The sequence below is a fragment of the Rhodococcus sp. NPDC057529 genome, assembly GCF_042802055.1.
Classification (GTDB): Bacteria; Actinomycetota; Actinomycetes; order Mycobacteriales; family Mycobacteriaceae; genus Rhodococcus_F.
This window is the reverse complement of sequence record NZ_JBHVEY010000014.1, coordinates 49,123-63,857: the sequence shown is the minus strand read 5'-3', so window position 1 is coordinate 63,857 and position 14,735 is coordinate 49,123. Positions and strand designations below refer to the sequence as shown.

Here is a 14,735-nt window from a genome sequence, read left to right as displayed (position 1 = left end):
GCGGCATACACGCACTAAGCTCGGCGGCCATGGCGAGCACGTGGAGCAGCATCGGGAAGACGTTGGGCCGACTTGCACGGGACAAGGGACCGCAGCTGCTGGCGCAGCTGCAGAAGTCCGGCGCGCTGGACCGCGCGGCCGGTGTCCTGACCGGGTCGACGGCCGCCGCACCGAAGCCGGCGCCGGGCCGTCCCGTCACCGCCGGCTCCGCCCCCACCGCCCATCGGGCACGGAAGGTGGAGTACTCCCCCGACCTGGACGGTCGCGCGGATCCGGGCGAGATCGTCTGGACGTGGGTGGCGTACGAGGAGGACGCGAGTCAGGGCAAGGACCGGCCGGTGCTCGTCGTCGGGCGCGACGGCGACACCCTGCTGGGATTGATGCTGTCCTCGCAGAGCAAGCACGACGGCGACCGGGACTGGATCGCGGTCGGCTCGGGATCGTGGGACGCGGAGGGCCGCCCGAGCTGGATCCGGCTGGACCGGGTGCTGGACGTTCCGGAGGCGGGGATCCGCCGCGAGGGCGCCGTCATGGACCGGGACAAGTTCGAGATCGTCGCGCAGCGTCTGCGCAGGGACTTCAGCTGGCAGTGACGCCGTCACCGACCCAGGTCTTCGGAGATCATCTGGGCGATCGCGGTCATCGCGAGTGCGTTGGGATGCGCCGGTTCGGCGGGTGACTGCGGCGCGAGGCCCTCGAACCACCGCTGCCCCGTCGGCGCGCACGCGTCGTGTCCGCCGTCCACGGCGGCCTTCGCGATGTCGATGTAGTGCACTTCGTACCGGGCGGCGGCGTCGACGTAGATCTGATTGAACCGTTCGAAGTACCGCTCGAGCCAGACCGCGTCCGCGTCGGACACAGGCAGGTTCGGCCAGCAGCCGCGTCGGCCGACGGACCCGCCGTGCCCGATCAGGTAGACCTCGGCGTGCGGTGCCTTCGCCACGATCGCGGCCACCACGGCATCGACCTGCGGCGCCATCCTCGCGATCCCCTCGACCGTGAGCTGCTCCGCCCGCGGGTCGTCGCGGCAGTCGGCGTCGGCGCCGGGAACGAGGGCGCCGCAGCGCACCGACACGGGCAGGTGGTTGGAACCGCCGCCCCCGATGCTGAGCGTCACGACGTCGGTGTCCGCCCGCAGCGCATCGATCTGTGGCGGGACGAAGCGCGTCCCCACGAATTGCGCGGTGCTGATCACGTGGGCAGGTGTGGCGGCGGAGCACGTGACGTTGGTGAGAGTGGCGGCGCCGATCAGCCGCGCCAGCTTCGCCGGGTAGTTCAGGTCCGGCGATCGCAGGCACAGGTCGCGGTGCTCCGAGAATTCGATGAGCGGTCCGGACCCGCGGGAGTCGCCGAGGGCGACATACGACGGTCCCGGCCGGAGCGCGTCCTCGGCGGTCGCGGTCGCGGGGACCGTTCCGGTGAGCGCGACGACCGCGCACACGAGAATTCCGGCCCGCAGGCCCCGGGCACCCGGCCCGGACCGGTCGGTGCTCAGCTCTGCAGTCGGTCGTACCGGCCGAACAGCGAACGGTAGACCAGCGCACCCACCGCGCCACCGATCAACGGGAACACGATGAACAACCACACCTGCGCGAGCGCACCGTTCTGGTAGGGCGCCACGGCGAGGCTGCGGGCCGGGTTGACGGACGTGTTGTCGATCGGGATCGACACGAGGTGGATCACGGCGAGCGTGAAGCCGATCGACACGCCGGCGAGGGGGACGTCGGAGATCTGGTCGGTGGACGCGAGGACGACGAACACGAGCAGCGCGGTGAGGAGGACCTCGACGATCATCGCGGCGCCGATGCCGTACCCGTTCTCGATGACTCCGCCGAGCGGTCCCTTGATGGCGGACGGACTGTGGGCGCCCCAGCCGTTGGCGCCGAGACCGTCGTCGGCGCGGTTGTACGACGGCAGGCTCTGCGCGATCGCGTAGACCACCACACCGGCGACGAGACCACCGATGACCTGCGCGACGACGTACAGACCCGCCTTCGCGACGGACAACCGGCCGAGGGCGAGGTGCCCCACCGTGACGGCAGGGTTGACGTGGCAGCCCGAGATCGGCCCGATGGCGTAGACGAGGAAGAGCAGGGTCAGTCCGAATGCCAGTGCCACACCGAGGTTCCCGACCTTGGCGCCGGCGAAGACCGCCGTCCCCACCGCCGCGAAGACCAGGACGAACGTACCGACCGCCTCTGCTACGTATTTCTTGAGATCCGAGATCGGTTCGACTTCTACGTATTCCTGTGCGGTTGGAGACATTGAACCCACCTTCGTCGAAATGGATCGTTAGTCCTGCTTTCCACAGATAGATCTGGGTGGCACTTTACGCCAGGCGGGTGATCTCCACGACGACTTCGAGGTCGGTTGCCCGGCCACCGGAGAAGATGCCCTTGAGCGGCGGAACGTCCGCGTAGTCCCGTCCGATACCCACGGACACATGCTGTTCGTTCACCGCCACGGCGTTGGTCGGGTCGTATCCCCACCACGCGCCGGTCCACGCCTCCACCCACGCGTGGCTCTCCCCCGCCACCGTCTCGTCCACCGCCGCGTCGGGTTTCGGGTGCAGATAGCCGGACACGTAGCGGCTCGGAATTCCCATGCTGCGCAACAGAACCAGAGTCAGGTGCGCGTAGTCCTGGCACACGCCCTGCCGTTCGGCCCACGCGTCGACCGCGGAGGTGTGGACGCCCGTCGTGCCCGGGACGTAATCCATCTCCCGGTGCACCCAGTCCGCCGCCGCCACAACGGCTTCGTCGGGGGTGCGCCCCTTGCGCAGATCCCGCGCGATGGTGTCGAGCTTGCGACTGCGCGGCACGAACGTGGTGTTGCTCAGCTGCTCGTTGAACCGGTCGGTGAGCGGCGGGCTCGCCAGTTCGTCCCAGTCCGCCTTCTCCTCCGGCTCCCAGAACGGCTCGGTCTCGACGACGGACAGTCCGGTGACCTCCAGTTCCTTGTGCGGCGCATGGAGATCGAACGCGGTGACGGCGGTGCCCCAGTAGTCGGTGTAGCGGTACGACCGGGTCGCCGGCGTCGTCTCCACCCGATTCAGGATCACCGTCTGCCTGCTGTCACCGCGAGGGGTGAGCCGCGCCTCGTTGTACGAGGACGTCACCGGTGCGTCGTAGGCATATCCGGTGGTGTGCACCACTCTCATTCGCCAGCTCACAGCTCTCCCTCCACGACGGATTCGCCGCCGACGGCCCGTGCATCGGTCCACGCCACCCACGGCGCGGCGTGAAAATACTGCAGTGCGATCGCTTCTCCGAGCTCGCGGCAGGTCTCCTGCAATCCCGCGAGCCGATCCTGGAGATCCTCGAGGAGCACTCCGGGCGGCAGGAACTCGAGTTCGCTCCGGGCCCGGCCGAGCAGGCGCTGCGCCTCGGCCCGGGGCCCGACGCGGCTGTCGGGCTGGTGGTCGAGTTCGGCGAGGCACAGCTCCGCCTGCCGGATGGCGTGGAACACCGACCGCGGGAACAGCCGGTCCAGCAGGATGAACTCGACCACCCGGTTGGCGTCCAGCGCGCCGCGGTACGTGCGCAGGTAGGTGTCGTGGGCACCGGCGGAGCGCAGCACCGTCACCCACGCGGGCGAGGACGGGCGGTCGCCGGCGCGGGACAGCAGCATCCGCGCGAGCATGTCGACACGTTCGATCGAGCGGCCGAGCAGCAGGAAGCGGTACCCGTCGTCGCGGCTCATGGTCGAGTCGGCCAGGCCCGCGAACATCGCCGCTCGTTCCTCCACGTACCGGAAGAACTCGTGCGGGCCGAGACGCTTGGACGCCCGCTCCCGTTCGGCGAGGCCGTTGTACGTGGTGTTGAGGCACTCCCACATCTCGCTGGACGTGACCTCGCGGGCACCGCGCGCGTTCTCCCGGGCGCTCGCGAGGGAGTCGATGATCGAGCCCACCTGGTTGCGGCTGAACGCCACCAGTTCGGTCACCGACCGGACGTCGAGTTCGGTGTCGGGTGCCTCGATGCCGAGCACCCGCAGCAGCAACCGGGACGTGCGGTCCGGGTCCACCGACGCGTCGTCGAGGAGTTGATGCACGGCGACGTCGAGAATGCGGGCCATGTCGTCGGCCCGCTCGACGTACCGGCCGATCCAGTACAACGATTCGGCGTTCCTGGCCAGCATCAGCGATCACCTCCCCGGCCCTGTCGTTGGCGGCCCTGTTGTTGCTGTTGCTGTTGTTGCTGCTGGAGTTGGGTCGTGCTGAGTTCGGGTCCCTGCTCCGCCTCGGCGGACTGCGCCGGTGCGGCCACCAGCTCCTCGCCCGCGAGTTCGCGTTCCTCGTCGGAGCTCCTGCTCGCGAGCACCCAGGTGTCCTTGCTGCCGCCGCCCTGGCTGGAGTTCACGACGAGCGATCCCTCCGGCAGGGCCACCCGGGTCAGACCGCCCGGCAGCACCCAGACGTCGTCGCCGTCGTTCACGGCGAAGGGGCGCAGATCGACGTGCCGCGGAACCAGTTCGTCCCCGACCTTCGTCGGCACCGTGGACAGCTGGACGACGGGCTGCGCGATCCAGCCGCGGGGGTCGGCCTTGATCTTCCTCGTGATCGTGTTCAGCTCCTTCGGTGACGCGTCGGGGCCGAAGACGATGCCGTAGCCACCGGAACCCTCCACCGGTTTGATCACCAGTTCGCCGACCCGGTCCAGCACCTCCTCGCGTTCCTCGTCGAGCCAGCAGCGGAACGTGTCGACGTTCGCGAGCAGCGGCTTCTCCCCGAGGTAGTAGTCGATGATCTGCGGCACGTACGTGTAGACGAGTTTGTCGTCGCCGACGCCGTTCCCGACGGCACTCGAGATGACGACGTTGCCCGCGCGGGCCGCGTTCAGCACACCGGCCACCCCGAGCACCGAGTCCGGCCGGAAGTGCATCGGGTCGAGGTAGTCGTCGTCGATGCGGCGGTAGATGACGTCGACCTGCCGTTCGCCCTCGGTCGTGCGCATGTAGACCATGTTGTCGCGGCAGAACAGGTCGCGACCCTCGACGAGTTCGACGCCCATCTGGCGCGCGAGCAGCGAATGCTCGAAGTACGCCGAGTTCGCGACACCCGGGGTCAGGACGACGACGGTCGGGTCGGCCTCGTTGAGGGCGGCGGACGCTCGCAGCGCCCGCAGCAGGTGCGAGGCGTAGTCCCCGACGGACCGCACGCGGTGCGACATGAACAGGTCGGGGAACACCCGCGCCATCGTGCGGCGGTTCTCCATGACGTAGGACACTCCCGACGGCGAACGCAGGTTGTCCTCGAGCACGCGGAACACCCCGTTCTCGTCGCGGACGAGGTCGATGCCGGCGACGTGGATCCGCACCCCGTTCGGCGGGACGATCCCCGACGCTTCCCGGTGGAAGTGCTCGCACGAGGTGACCAACCTTTTCGGCAGCACGTGGTCTCGCAGGATGCGCTGCTCCCCGTACACGTCGTCGAGGAACATCTCGAGCGCCTGCACCCGCTGCTTGATGCCCTTCTCGAGACGCGTCCACTCCGCCGCCGCGATGACCCGGGGCACCAGGTCGAGCGGGAAGGGCCGTTCCTGACCGGACAGCGAGAACGTCACGCCCTGGTCGATGAACGCCCTGCCCAGGGCGTCGGATCGGGCGGCGAGGTCGGCCCTGTCCGCGGGCTCGAGCGCCTTGAAGACGCCCTTGTAGGGCGGGCGGACGGTGCCGTCGCGGTCGAACATCTCGTCGAACGCCAGTCCGTAGCGCCCGATGTCGGTGTATCCGTCGAAGACGTGCGCGGGTTCCGCGGGCTTGCGCGGCCGGGCGGTCACCCGTGTCCGCGGCGTGGTTCCCGCAGCCTTCCCACCCGCCTGCGTGCTGCCCCCCGATTTTCGGCCGGGGGCTTTCGAGGTTGCCGACGACTTCGTTATTGTTGACGACTTCGATGCTGGGGGCGTCATCCCAGACATGCTGCTACATGCACACCCGTTCAGCAGCACAGCCGCAGGATTCGTCGGCGCGTCCGGCACCGGTTTGAGATCGGACACCGATCACTGGTAATCTCGCCTGTCGGTGCATATGTGTGCGCCCAGAGCTTTCTCGACCGTAACCAGCTTAAGACGACAGGATTTTACGCGTGGCCAACATCAAGTCCCAGGTGAAGCGGATCCGTACCAACGAGGCGGCCCGACTCCGTAACCAGTCGGTGAAGTCCTCGCTGCGCACGGCGATCCGCTCGTTCCGCGAGGCTGCGGCGGCCGGTGACAAGGACAAGGCCAACGAGCTCCTCGTCGCCACCAGCCGCAAGCTCGACAAGGCAGCCAGCAAGGGCGTCATCCACGCCAACCAGGCTGCCAACAAGAAGTCTGCTCTCGCGCAGGCTGTCAACAAGATCTGACGGTTCTTCCGTCGTAGGCTCTCCAACAGCCGCTCGGTCCTCAGACCGAGCGGCTGTTGTCGTGTCTCCGTCGTCGTGTCGCCGTCAGATCTGGCGTAGCCGGGAGACGCGTCCCACGGCGCTCTCGACGGCGTAGTCCGCGTCGGCCGCCGCGCCCTTGACGTCGGCGTTCAGGGCGGCGACGATCCGCAGCGCCTCCCCGACCGACGTCGGGGTCCATCCCTTCGCGAGGGCCTGCGCCTTCTTGATCTTCCAGGGCGGCATGCCTAGTTCCGACGCCATCCGGAACGGGTCGCCCCGCCCGGCCGGAGCGACCCGGGCGATCGAGTGCACCGCGTCGGCCAGTGCGTCCGCGAGCAGCACATGGGGCACGCCCCGCAGCATCGCCCAGCGCAGCGCCTCGATCGCGCCCGCGGTGTCGCCGGCGACGGCCTTGTCTGCGACGTCGAATCCGCTCACCTCGGCCTTACCCGAGTAGTACCGCTGCACGGCGGCGACGTCGATCTTGCCGCCGGTGTCCGCCGTGAGCTGCGAGCACGCGGCGGCCAGTTCCCGCAGATTCGAGCCGACCCCCTCGAACACGCTCTGCACGACATCCGGCGACACCCGGACCCCGAGGGTGCGGAACTCGCCGCGGATGAACCCGATGAGCTCGCCGGACTTCAGTTTGGCGCACGGGTGCACCACGGCCCCGAGCTTCTCCAGCGCGCCGGTCATCGCCTTCGCACGCCCACCGCCCGAGTGCAGGACCACCAGGACGACGCCCGGAGGCGGGTCGCCTGCGGCGTCGAGGACCAGTGCCACCGCGTCCTTGCCCGCCTCCGCCGCGGCCTCGAGCACCACCACGCGGTCTTCGGCGAACAGGGACGGGCTGAGCAGTTCGGCGAGTTCGGCCGCCCCGGCGTCGCCCGCCCGCAGCCGGTTGACGGGGAGTTCGGCGCCGGCGGCCACGTTCGCGCTCGCGCGGACCTGACCGACGACCTGCGCCACCGCGCGTTCGACGAGGAATTCCTCGTCACCGAGGACGAGATGGAGCTGTTCGAGCTGAGTTGGAGTGCTCACGCGAAGATCGTGCCACGTGGGGCGGACACGTTCACGGACACCCCGAGGCGGGACGGGCAGGCGAACACCGGCGATCAGCACGCAACGACCGCGTCGGCGGTGGACACTCGTGATATGACCGCGGAATCCGAGGTGGACGGCGTCACCCGCGACGGCTTCGCGCACACGATCGACCTCGACGACGACCGCGCGGCAGGGCAACGGTACGAACTGAGTTTCCGGTACACCTGCCGCGACGGGTTGCTTCTGCGGTGGTCGGTGCAACTGGTGGCCCGCTGCTCGGTCTCCGGGCACGCCGAGGCCGTGTTCGCCGGTGGTCGATCCGCCCTCGAGCCGGTACTCGGCGTGGGCACGGCGAACGGCGCCGACGACGACTTCGACGCCGCGTGCGCCGTGTACGAGCACCAGTGGCGGTCGCTGCTCGACCCGGCAGGCGGCAGCCCGCGAGGCGAAGGCGAGCAGCGTCACCTGTCCGACGCGCTCGCCCTGTACGGGCGCACGTGGCGCAGCGCCGCCGGCCGTGTGGTCGCCGACCGGCTCGCGTCGTTCGCGAACGTCACCGTCCTCGCCCTGGGCACCGATCCTGCCTTCCAGGTGATGCGCCGCACCGCCGCCCACTATCCCGAACCGGTCGTCCTCGCCGTCTATCACCCCGAGGCGCAGCGCATCGACCTCAGCCTCGCCGACACCGCGACGGTGGAGGCGCTGATCGACGATCCGGGTCCGCTGCGCACCGGACCGGATTCCAGTGCGGGCACCCTGCTCGCGGGGCCCGGTTCCACCCGGCTGCTGCACCCCGGCTACCTCGGCTCCACCACCGCAACCGGTCTCACCGAGCTGACTCCGCCACCACCGCTCAGCTGACCACTTCGCGCGTCAGCAGGTCGACCACCGCCGCCAGCGTGCCGACGCGCGCGAACTCCGTCCGTTGCCTCTCCGCCCCGGTGCCGTCCCGCAGCACCGTGTCGAGGCCCGATTCGAGGAAGGCCCGGTCGCTCGCACCGAGTCCCGGGGCCACGCATTCGTTCAGCAGTTCCAGGTGCCTGCGGATCGGCAGGGACCGATCCGTCGCCGGGCTGGTGCATTCCCCGTCGAGTCCGTCCCGGGCCGCACGCCACAACTGCGCCCGCAGCAACTCGACGCGCAGCCACGGCACGGTGTCGCCGTCCGCCACGGACCGCAGCGCCCACCCGACGAGGCCCTTCACCACCACTGCGTAGAGCGCCGCGTGCGCAGCGGTCATGGCGACGTCCGCAATCCTGACCTCGATGGTCGGCTGCTTGTCGGAGAGCCGGACGTGCCAGTAGATCATTCCCCGGTCCATGGCGGCGCCGGTTCCGATCATGGCGCCGACCGACGACTCGTACTCGTCCGCGGAATCGAAGTGCGGTGGCGGTCCCGCCGACGGCCACCGCGACCACATGATGTGCCGCCAGCTGTGGTACCCGGTGTCGTGCCCGCTGTGGAACGGCGAGTTCGCGGCGAGAGCGAGAAGAACCGGGAGCCAGCTGCGCACCTGGTTGCTCACCAGCACACCCACGTCGCGGCTCGGGATCCCCACGTGCACGTGACAGCCGCACGTGGTCACGGTGTCCACGATCGACCCGAAGTGGCGGGCCATCTCTTCGTACCGCGGGCTCGGGGTGATCGCCGGGGGCAGCCCCTCGGCGATCAGCGAGGTTCCGCTGGGCACCAGCAACAGGTCACGGCCCGCGGCGGCCTTCATCAGCCGGCGTCGCAGACTGCGCAATTCCTCGTGCAGTTCCTCCCCGGTGTGGCACACGCCCGTCGCCGTCTCGATCTGGCACCGGGCGAGCTCGCGCTGGAGCCCGTGAATGTCGTGGCCGGCCTCCGCGACCACGTCGGGTCCGGAGGAGGAGAGGTGACCGGACTCGTCGACGAGGAAGAACTCCTCCTCGACCCCCACGCTGAGGTCGCGATCCGATTCCGTTGCTGCAGCGCTCATTCAGCAGGTATCCCCGAGTTCGGCGGAGACGAAACCGGGCGCCGTTCAGGTGAAGCCGATGACTTCCTCACCCCACGCCCGGCGGAGTTCCCGGTCCGGGTCGTCGGCGACCGCATCGGAGCGGCCGATCAGCAGGGTCGTGCGGTCCACCTCGTCGTACCTCGGCCAGTCGGTCTCCGCTCCGGTTCCGTCCGGTGTGCCCTCGGTGGCGAAGGACAGCCACCGGCGCTGGATCCGCTCCGACACGTGACCGGCGGTCCGGTGCCCACCGAGCTTGAACGTGGGGTCGTGCGGGACGACATTGAAATTGCCGAACACATAGGGCACCTCGGTGCCGTGGGTGGCACCGATCCGAGCGGCGCGCAGGAACGGTGTGGCGTAGTCGAATCGGTACAGCCAGGTAGGCGCGACACGGCTGTGCGCCTCCGCGATCCACAGCGTCGGCATCCGGAACGCGGCGTCCCGCGAGATCTCCATCGCCGAGCGTTTCTTCGGGTAGTCGGGATACGCCGCGGCCACCTCCTGCTCCTCGTCGGCGGGAAGGTCGGGATGGTCGGCGGCGATCGCCACGAACATCTGATGGACGGCGTCCGGGGTGATCGGCATCAGGGGCGATTTCATCAGCCGGAACATCGAGGACTCGTCCTTGTTCGTCCCGATCAGCAGCGGAATCCGATGCGCGAGGCCTTTGCGGAACGCCGCCACCGGGTAGTGCGGGACCACGTCCCCGTCGACGGTCGGGGCGACCGCCAGGGTGCCGGGGACCCGCGCGGGCACCTGCTGGACGAGTTCGATGCACGCTTTCGTCAGTACGTCGACGGGCAGGTCGCGCAGACGGCCCGCGTCGGCGGGCGCGATGTCGAGCAGTTCGAGAAACGACTCGGCGATGCTCTCGGCTCGCGCACTGCCGTACACGGACGTCGCAGGCGAACTCTCGGCGATCGCGCGGTGGAACAGCCCCTCCGCCTGCGGCGACGTCATCAACGTGGTGACCGAGCCGCCGCCGGCCGACTCCCCGAACAGGGTGACGTCGCCCGGGTCGCCGCCGAACGCCGCGATGTTGTCCCTGACCCAGGTCAGGGCCGCGATCTGATCGCGGAGGCCGAGGTTGGTGTCGAACGGGTGCTCGTCGGTCGAGAACGCGGAGAAGTCCAGGAACCCCAGCGCACCGAGCCGGTAATTGAATGTCACCACCACGACGTCGCCGCGCTCGATCAGCCGAGCCGGATCGTACATGCGCTGCCCGGACGAACCCAGGTAATAGGCCCCGCCGTGGATCCACACCATCACCGGCCGTGGTTGCCCCGCATCGGCGGCCGGCGCGAAGACGTTCAGGGTGAGGCAGTCCTCGTCGATGGTCAGACCGGGATCGATGGGCAGCGGCCCGTGCTCGTTCTGCGGCGCGATCGGACCGAACCTGGAACAGTCGCGCACCCCGTCGAAAGATCCGGGTGCGCGCGGCGCGCGGAGCCGCCACTCACCGATCGGCGGCGCGGCGTAGGGAATGCCCTTCCACGACAGGACACCGCCCTCCTGGACGCCTCGCAGCATGCCCTGGGCGACGGCCACGAGCGGGTTCTCGGTGTGCGAAACCATGACGTCATCCTGGCCCGGGCCGGCCGCCCCCGGAGTCCGTTCGCGAATTCTTCCGGCTCGGAGCGGCGCCGACCGCCCACTCTGGCAGACTGAATCAGTGAGCCGGGCCCACGCCCGCACGCTGGAGGAACCGATGCGAGACACCGCGCCCGATACGACACGCCTGCAGGCCGTCGGCAAGTCGGCGGTCACGTTCGCGACCCTCGCCGATCTCCTCTACGCGGGCCAGGATTTCGGGCAGGTCCACCAGGCCGTCTGCGACGCCGCACCGCTCCTCGTCGAGGGCTGTCAGCACGCGAGCCTGATGCTCCGGCAGGGCACCCGTTACGTGACGGTGGCGGCCAGCGACGACATCGCCGCCCGCGTCGACGAGCTCGAGCGCCTCGAGAACGAGGGGCCGTGCGTCGACGCGATCGTCAGCGACACTCCCCAGTTCGAAACGGACCTGTCCACGTCGACGCAATGGCCGCGGCTCTCCCAGCGGGTACTGGCCGAGACGCCGGTGCGTGGGGCGGCCGGATTCCGACTCGTCATCCTGGGACGCAAGGTCGGCGCCCTCGATCTGTTCTCCGACACGCCGGGAGCCCTGAACACCACGTCCGTGGAGCAGGGCATCATGCTCGCCTCGTTCGCGGCGGTGGCACTGGCAGCGGTACACGAGCACCTCGAGGCCGAGACCCTGCGCGCCGGCCTCGTGAGCAACCGCGAAATCGGGAAGGCGGTGGGACTGCTGATGGCGTTCCACAACATTTCCGAGACCCAGGCGATGGAGATTCTCCGCACCACCTCACAGGACATGAACCTCAAACTGGCGACGGTGGCGCAGGAGATCGTCGCGCACCATCACCGGAAGATGACCTGACCGCGGTCAGTCCGGCTCCGGCGAATCGGGGTTGCCCGCGATGCCGAGCATGGACAGCAGCATGCGGCAATCCGCGGCGTCGAGCGACTGGGCAGCGACGACCCGCTGCGCTCTCCACACCTGCCCGGCGTCGAGTTCGTCGTCCACGTCGAGATCCGTCCGCTCCGATTCCGACATCTCGCCCTCCAATGCGGGTGTGTTCCAAGACCGTTCGCCCTCGACATCTGCCACCGGATGGTAGTCGGTGTTCGGGTGTCTCATACGCACATCGGGAATCGAATTCGAAACGATACAGAAATCGCCCCTCCCCCGTAATTTCCGCGTGTCGCCGGCCTTCCTCCGCACCCATCCCCCGCAGAAGCAGTGCGGCACAAACCACTGCAGCACAACTGGATTCACGTTCGCATTCGGGTGTATTCACGCGAGGCGACCCAGCCAGGACGGCCAGATCGGCGCCCACAGCACCAGCACCCCGATCACGATTCCCGCGAGGACCAGCCGGGTTCCCCGGCTGCGCAGCGCTGCACCGATTGCCAGCACGGCACCGAGGACGAGGACCGCACCGGCGGGCCCCGACGGCACCGGAACCGAGGCCCCGGGGATCCGCGCGCCCCGCTCGGCCACCGTCACCAGCCACCACAGCGGCCACTGGGTCAGGCGCACCACCACTTCCGCGACGGGCACACTGACGCCCGCGATCAGCGCGGTGATCGCGCCCACCACGGTGATCGGGCCGATCACGGGGGCCACCAGGATGTTCGCGCAGATCGACACCGGACTTGCGGTGCCTGCCATGGCGGCCACGATCGGCGCGGTCACGGCGAAGGCGGCGACGGACACCGCCAGCGTCTCCGCCACCGCCCGCGGCCACCCGCGGCCCACCAGCGCGTCGACCCACACGGGCGCGATCACGATCAACCCGGCGGTGGCCGCCGCCGACAGAACGAAACCGAAGTTCACCGCCAGTGCCGGCGCCCACACCAGCAGGGCGATCACACCTGCTGCCAGCGCGGGCATCGCCTGTTTCCGCCGCCCCGCGACGAGCGCCAGCAGGGCGACCGAGCCCATCGCGGCGGCGCGCAGCACGCTGGGTGACGGGCGCGCGACCACCACGAACGCGACCAGAGCGGCGGCGGCCAGCGCCGCGCCGGCCCGCGGACCGAGCCCCATCCCGCGGACCACGAGCAGCACCGCCCCCAGCAGGATGCTGACGTTCGCCCCCGACACCGCCGTGAGGTGCGTCAGCCCGGTCGCGGTGAAGTCGTCCTTCACCTCCCGGGGCAGCGCGGAGGTGTCGCCCACCACCAACCCCGGCAGCAGCCCCGCCTCGGCGGCAGGCAGGACGGCGGCGGCCGCGGCGAATCGTGCCCGCAGGGCCCCGGCCCACCGCTGGTGCGCAGGCGCGGGACCGACCTCCGCCGGCGGTCCCGACACCCGGACCGCGGCCAGGCTCAGGTCCCGGTGCCGCGGCGGGCTCAGCTGCCCGCGCAGCACCACGTCCTGCCCCGGCAAGAGCCCGAGCCACCCGTCCGCCGGGGCGAGGAGAACCACCGCGCCGCCCGCGTGGATCGTCTCGCCTGCCCGGCGGATCTCGACGACGTTCGCGTTCACGAGGACGTGCCGTCCGAAGCCGGCGATCTCCCGGGGGTCGTCGACCGGGGTGACGACGAGCGTCACCCACGTCTCGTTGCGGGCGAGTTCGGTCATCGGGTGCCGTTCCACGGCCTGAACCCGCCAGGCCACCCCCGCAGCGCAGCACGAGCCGAACAGCAGTAGCGCGAGCGTCCCGGCCGCCCATCGTCGCGGTGACCGCAGGGCGCAGCGGGCGGCGAGCAGGACGGCCGACCCCGACAGGGCCGCCAGAAGCATCCACGCCGCACGGGAGCCGCCGAGGATGCCGATCAGCGTTGCCGCCCAGCAGATCCCGGCGAACGGGAGCAGCCGGAGGTCGAGGAGCCGCGGCTCACCCTCGGGCATCACAGGGTGACCTGGGCACGCAGTTTCTCCAGCCGCACCGGCCCGATCCCGTCCACCTCCCCCAGTTGTGAGATGTCGGTGAACCTGCCGTTCGTCGTGCGCCACGCCACGATCGCCGCCGCCGTGACCGGTCCCACACCGGGAAGGGCGTCGAGTTCCGTCTCCGTCGCCGTGTTGAGGTTCACCAGGCCACCGGCCGCGGTGTTCGCCGCACCCGCGGGTCCCGGCGAGCCCGCGGAGGTGCCGCCCACCGCGCTCGGTGGCGCCTGGGTGGTCGCGGCGCCCACGAGTACCTGATCGCCGTCCGACAGTCGTTGCGCCAGATTCAATCCGAGGGTGTCACCGCCGGCGCGCACACCCCCGGCCGCGGCGAGCGCGTCCGCCACCCGGGCGCCCGGCGGCAGCCGGACGAGGCCTGCCGACACCACGAGACCCACCACGCTGACGACGATTTCCTCGTCCGGTGCGGGTGCCGGTGCCGCTGCGGTGGCGGTCGTCGATTCCGGCGCCGGATTCAGGGAATGCACCCCCGCGGCAGGTAACGACGGAACGGCCTGCGCCGTCGGGCGATCGCTGCGCACCGCCAGCACCGTAGCCGCCGCGACGACGATTCCCACCACGACCAGCACGATCGCCCCGTACCGCCCGGGGTCGAATCGTGCGTCCCGCCACCGGTCGGGGATCGAGAAGCCGACTCGGTGGGCGGCGGACCACGTCTCGTCGCCGTCGAGGCCGGTGGCGCTCGGCTCGGCCAGCCACTCCGGCGCCGCCGGAGTGGCGGGCGGCAGCACGTCGCGTTCCCCCGACGTCAGGAACGCGAGCCGGCGCCGGCCTCTCGAACGTTCTTCCCTGATGCCCATGGACGCGACGCTAGAGTGCGGCGCCCCCGAAAACGCTGCGCCGACCCGGCATTCGAATCGGCCTGT

General features: G+C 70.0%; 15 protein-coding genes. 4 read left to right on the top strand and 11 right to left on the bottom strand.

Features of this window, described 5'->3' with window-relative positions:
* Positions 1–29: 29 nt before the first annotated feature.
* Positions 30–593 carry a type II toxin-antitoxin system PemK/MazF family toxin gene (locus ACFU5V_RS26080; RefSeq protein ID WP_378433963.1) on the top strand — a complete coding sequence of 188 codons (564 nt, stop codon included), beginning with the start codon at positions 30–32 and terminating at the stop codon, positions 591–593.
* Between the two features lie 5 nt (positions 594–598).
* Here the strand turns inward: ACFU5V_RS26080 and ACFU5V_RS26075 are convergent, their stop codons facing one another.
* From ACFU5V_RS26075 to ACFU5V_RS26055, 5 genes are all read right to left on the bottom strand, one after another.
* Positions 599–1,441, bottom strand: a complete 843-nt coding sequence (locus ACFU5V_RS26075) for an SGNH/GDSL hydrolase family protein (RefSeq protein ID WP_378702926.1) — start codon at positions 1,439–1,441, stop codon at positions 599–601.
* A 50-nt stretch (positions 1,442–1,491) separates the two neighbouring features.
* Positions 1,492–2,265 (bottom strand): aquaporin, encoded by a 774-nt coding sequence (locus tag ACFU5V_RS26070; protein ID WP_378433964.1) that lies wholly within the window; start codon positions 2,263–2,265, stop codon positions 1,492–1,494.
* 64 nt (positions 2,266–2,329) lie between these two features.
* Positions 2,330–3,160 (bottom strand): transglutaminase family protein, encoded by an 831-nt coding sequence (locus ACFU5V_RS26065; RefSeq protein ID WP_072946596.1) that lies wholly within the window; start codon positions 3,158–3,160, stop codon positions 2,330–2,332.
* An 8-nt stretch (positions 3,161–3,168) separates the two neighbouring features.
* Positions 3,169–4,140, bottom strand: a complete 972-nt coding sequence (locus tag ACFU5V_RS26060; RefSeq protein ID WP_072946595.1) for an alpha-E domain-containing protein — start codon at positions 4,138–4,140, stop codon at positions 3,169–3,171.
* Positions 4,140–5,780: a circularly permuted type 2 ATP-grasp protein gene (locus ACFU5V_RS26055; protein ID WP_378433965.1), complete on the bottom strand. Its 1,641-nt coding sequence runs from the start codon at positions 5,778–5,780 to the stop codon at positions 4,140–4,142. The genes ACFU5V_RS26060 and ACFU5V_RS26055 overlap by 1 nt, the downstream gene beginning before the upstream one ends.
* Before the next feature lie 305 nt (positions 5,781–6,085).
* Between ACFU5V_RS26055 and rpsT the strand changes: the two genes are divergently transcribed.
* Entirely contained in the window at positions 6,086–6,346 is a 261-nt protein-coding gene (gene rpsT, locus ACFU5V_RS26050; RefSeq protein ID WP_012688238.1) for a 30S ribosomal protein S20, read from the top strand.
* A gap of 84 nt (positions 6,347–6,430) precedes the next feature.
* On the opposite strand, the gene holA is transcribed toward rpsT, so the two are convergent.
* Positions 6,431–7,408 (bottom strand): DNA polymerase III subunit delta, encoded by a 978-nt coding sequence (gene holA, locus ACFU5V_RS26045; protein ID WP_012688239.1) that lies wholly within the window; start codon positions 7,406–7,408, stop codon positions 6,431–6,433.
* 114 nt (positions 7,409–7,522) lie between these two features.
* Here holA and ACFU5V_RS26040 point away from each other — a divergent pair, with 114 nt between their 5' ends.
* On the top strand, positions 7,523–8,272 hold the full coding sequence (locus ACFU5V_RS26040; protein WP_378433966.1) for a hypothetical protein: 750 nt from the start codon (positions 7,523–7,525) through the stop codon (positions 8,270–8,272).
* Here ACFU5V_RS26040 and ACFU5V_RS26035 read toward each other — a convergent pair.
* On the bottom strand, positions 8,265–9,374 hold the full coding sequence (locus ACFU5V_RS26035) for a glutamate--cysteine ligase (protein WP_378433967.1): 1,110 nt from the start codon (positions 9,372–9,374) through the stop codon (positions 8,265–8,267). The genes ACFU5V_RS26040 and ACFU5V_RS26035 overlap by 8 nt on opposite strands.
* 45 nt (positions 9,375–9,419) lie before the next feature.
* Positions 9,420–10,970: a carboxylesterase/lipase family protein gene (locus ACFU5V_RS26030; RefSeq protein ID WP_378702925.1), complete on the bottom strand. Its 1,551-nt coding sequence runs from the start codon at positions 10,968–10,970 to the stop codon at positions 9,420–9,422.
* A gap of 133 nt (positions 10,971–11,103) precedes the next feature.
* Between ACFU5V_RS26030 and ACFU5V_RS26025 the strand changes: the two genes are divergently transcribed.
* On the top strand, positions 11,104–11,832 hold the full coding sequence (locus ACFU5V_RS26025) for an ANTAR domain-containing protein (RefSeq protein WP_378433977.1): 729 nt from the start codon (positions 11,104–11,106) through the stop codon (positions 11,830–11,832).
* Between the two features lie 6 nt (positions 11,833–11,838).
* On the opposite strand, the gene ACFU5V_RS26020 is transcribed toward ACFU5V_RS26025, so the two are convergent.
* The 3 genes from ACFU5V_RS26020 to ACFU5V_RS26010 all read right to left on the bottom strand — a co-directional run bounded on the left by ACFU5V_RS26020 (position 11,839) and on the right by ACFU5V_RS26010 (position 14,669).
* Complete coding sequence (locus tag ACFU5V_RS26020; protein WP_378702924.1) at positions 11,839–12,009, bottom strand: hypothetical protein; 171 nt, start codon at positions 12,007–12,009, stop codon at positions 11,839–11,841.
* Positions 12,010–12,249: 240 nt separating this feature from the next.
* Positions 12,250–13,809: a ComEC/Rec2 family competence protein gene (locus ACFU5V_RS26015; protein WP_378433969.1), complete on the bottom strand. Its 1,560-nt coding sequence runs from the start codon at positions 13,807–13,809 to the stop codon at positions 12,250–12,252.
* On the bottom strand, positions 13,809–14,669 hold the full coding sequence (locus tag ACFU5V_RS26010) for a ComEA family DNA-binding protein (RefSeq protein ID WP_378433970.1): 861 nt from the start codon (positions 14,667–14,669) through the stop codon (positions 13,809–13,811). Before ACFU5V_RS26010 ends, ACFU5V_RS26015 begins: the two co-directional genes overlap by 1 nt.
* Positions 14,670–14,735: the final 66 nt, after the last annotated feature.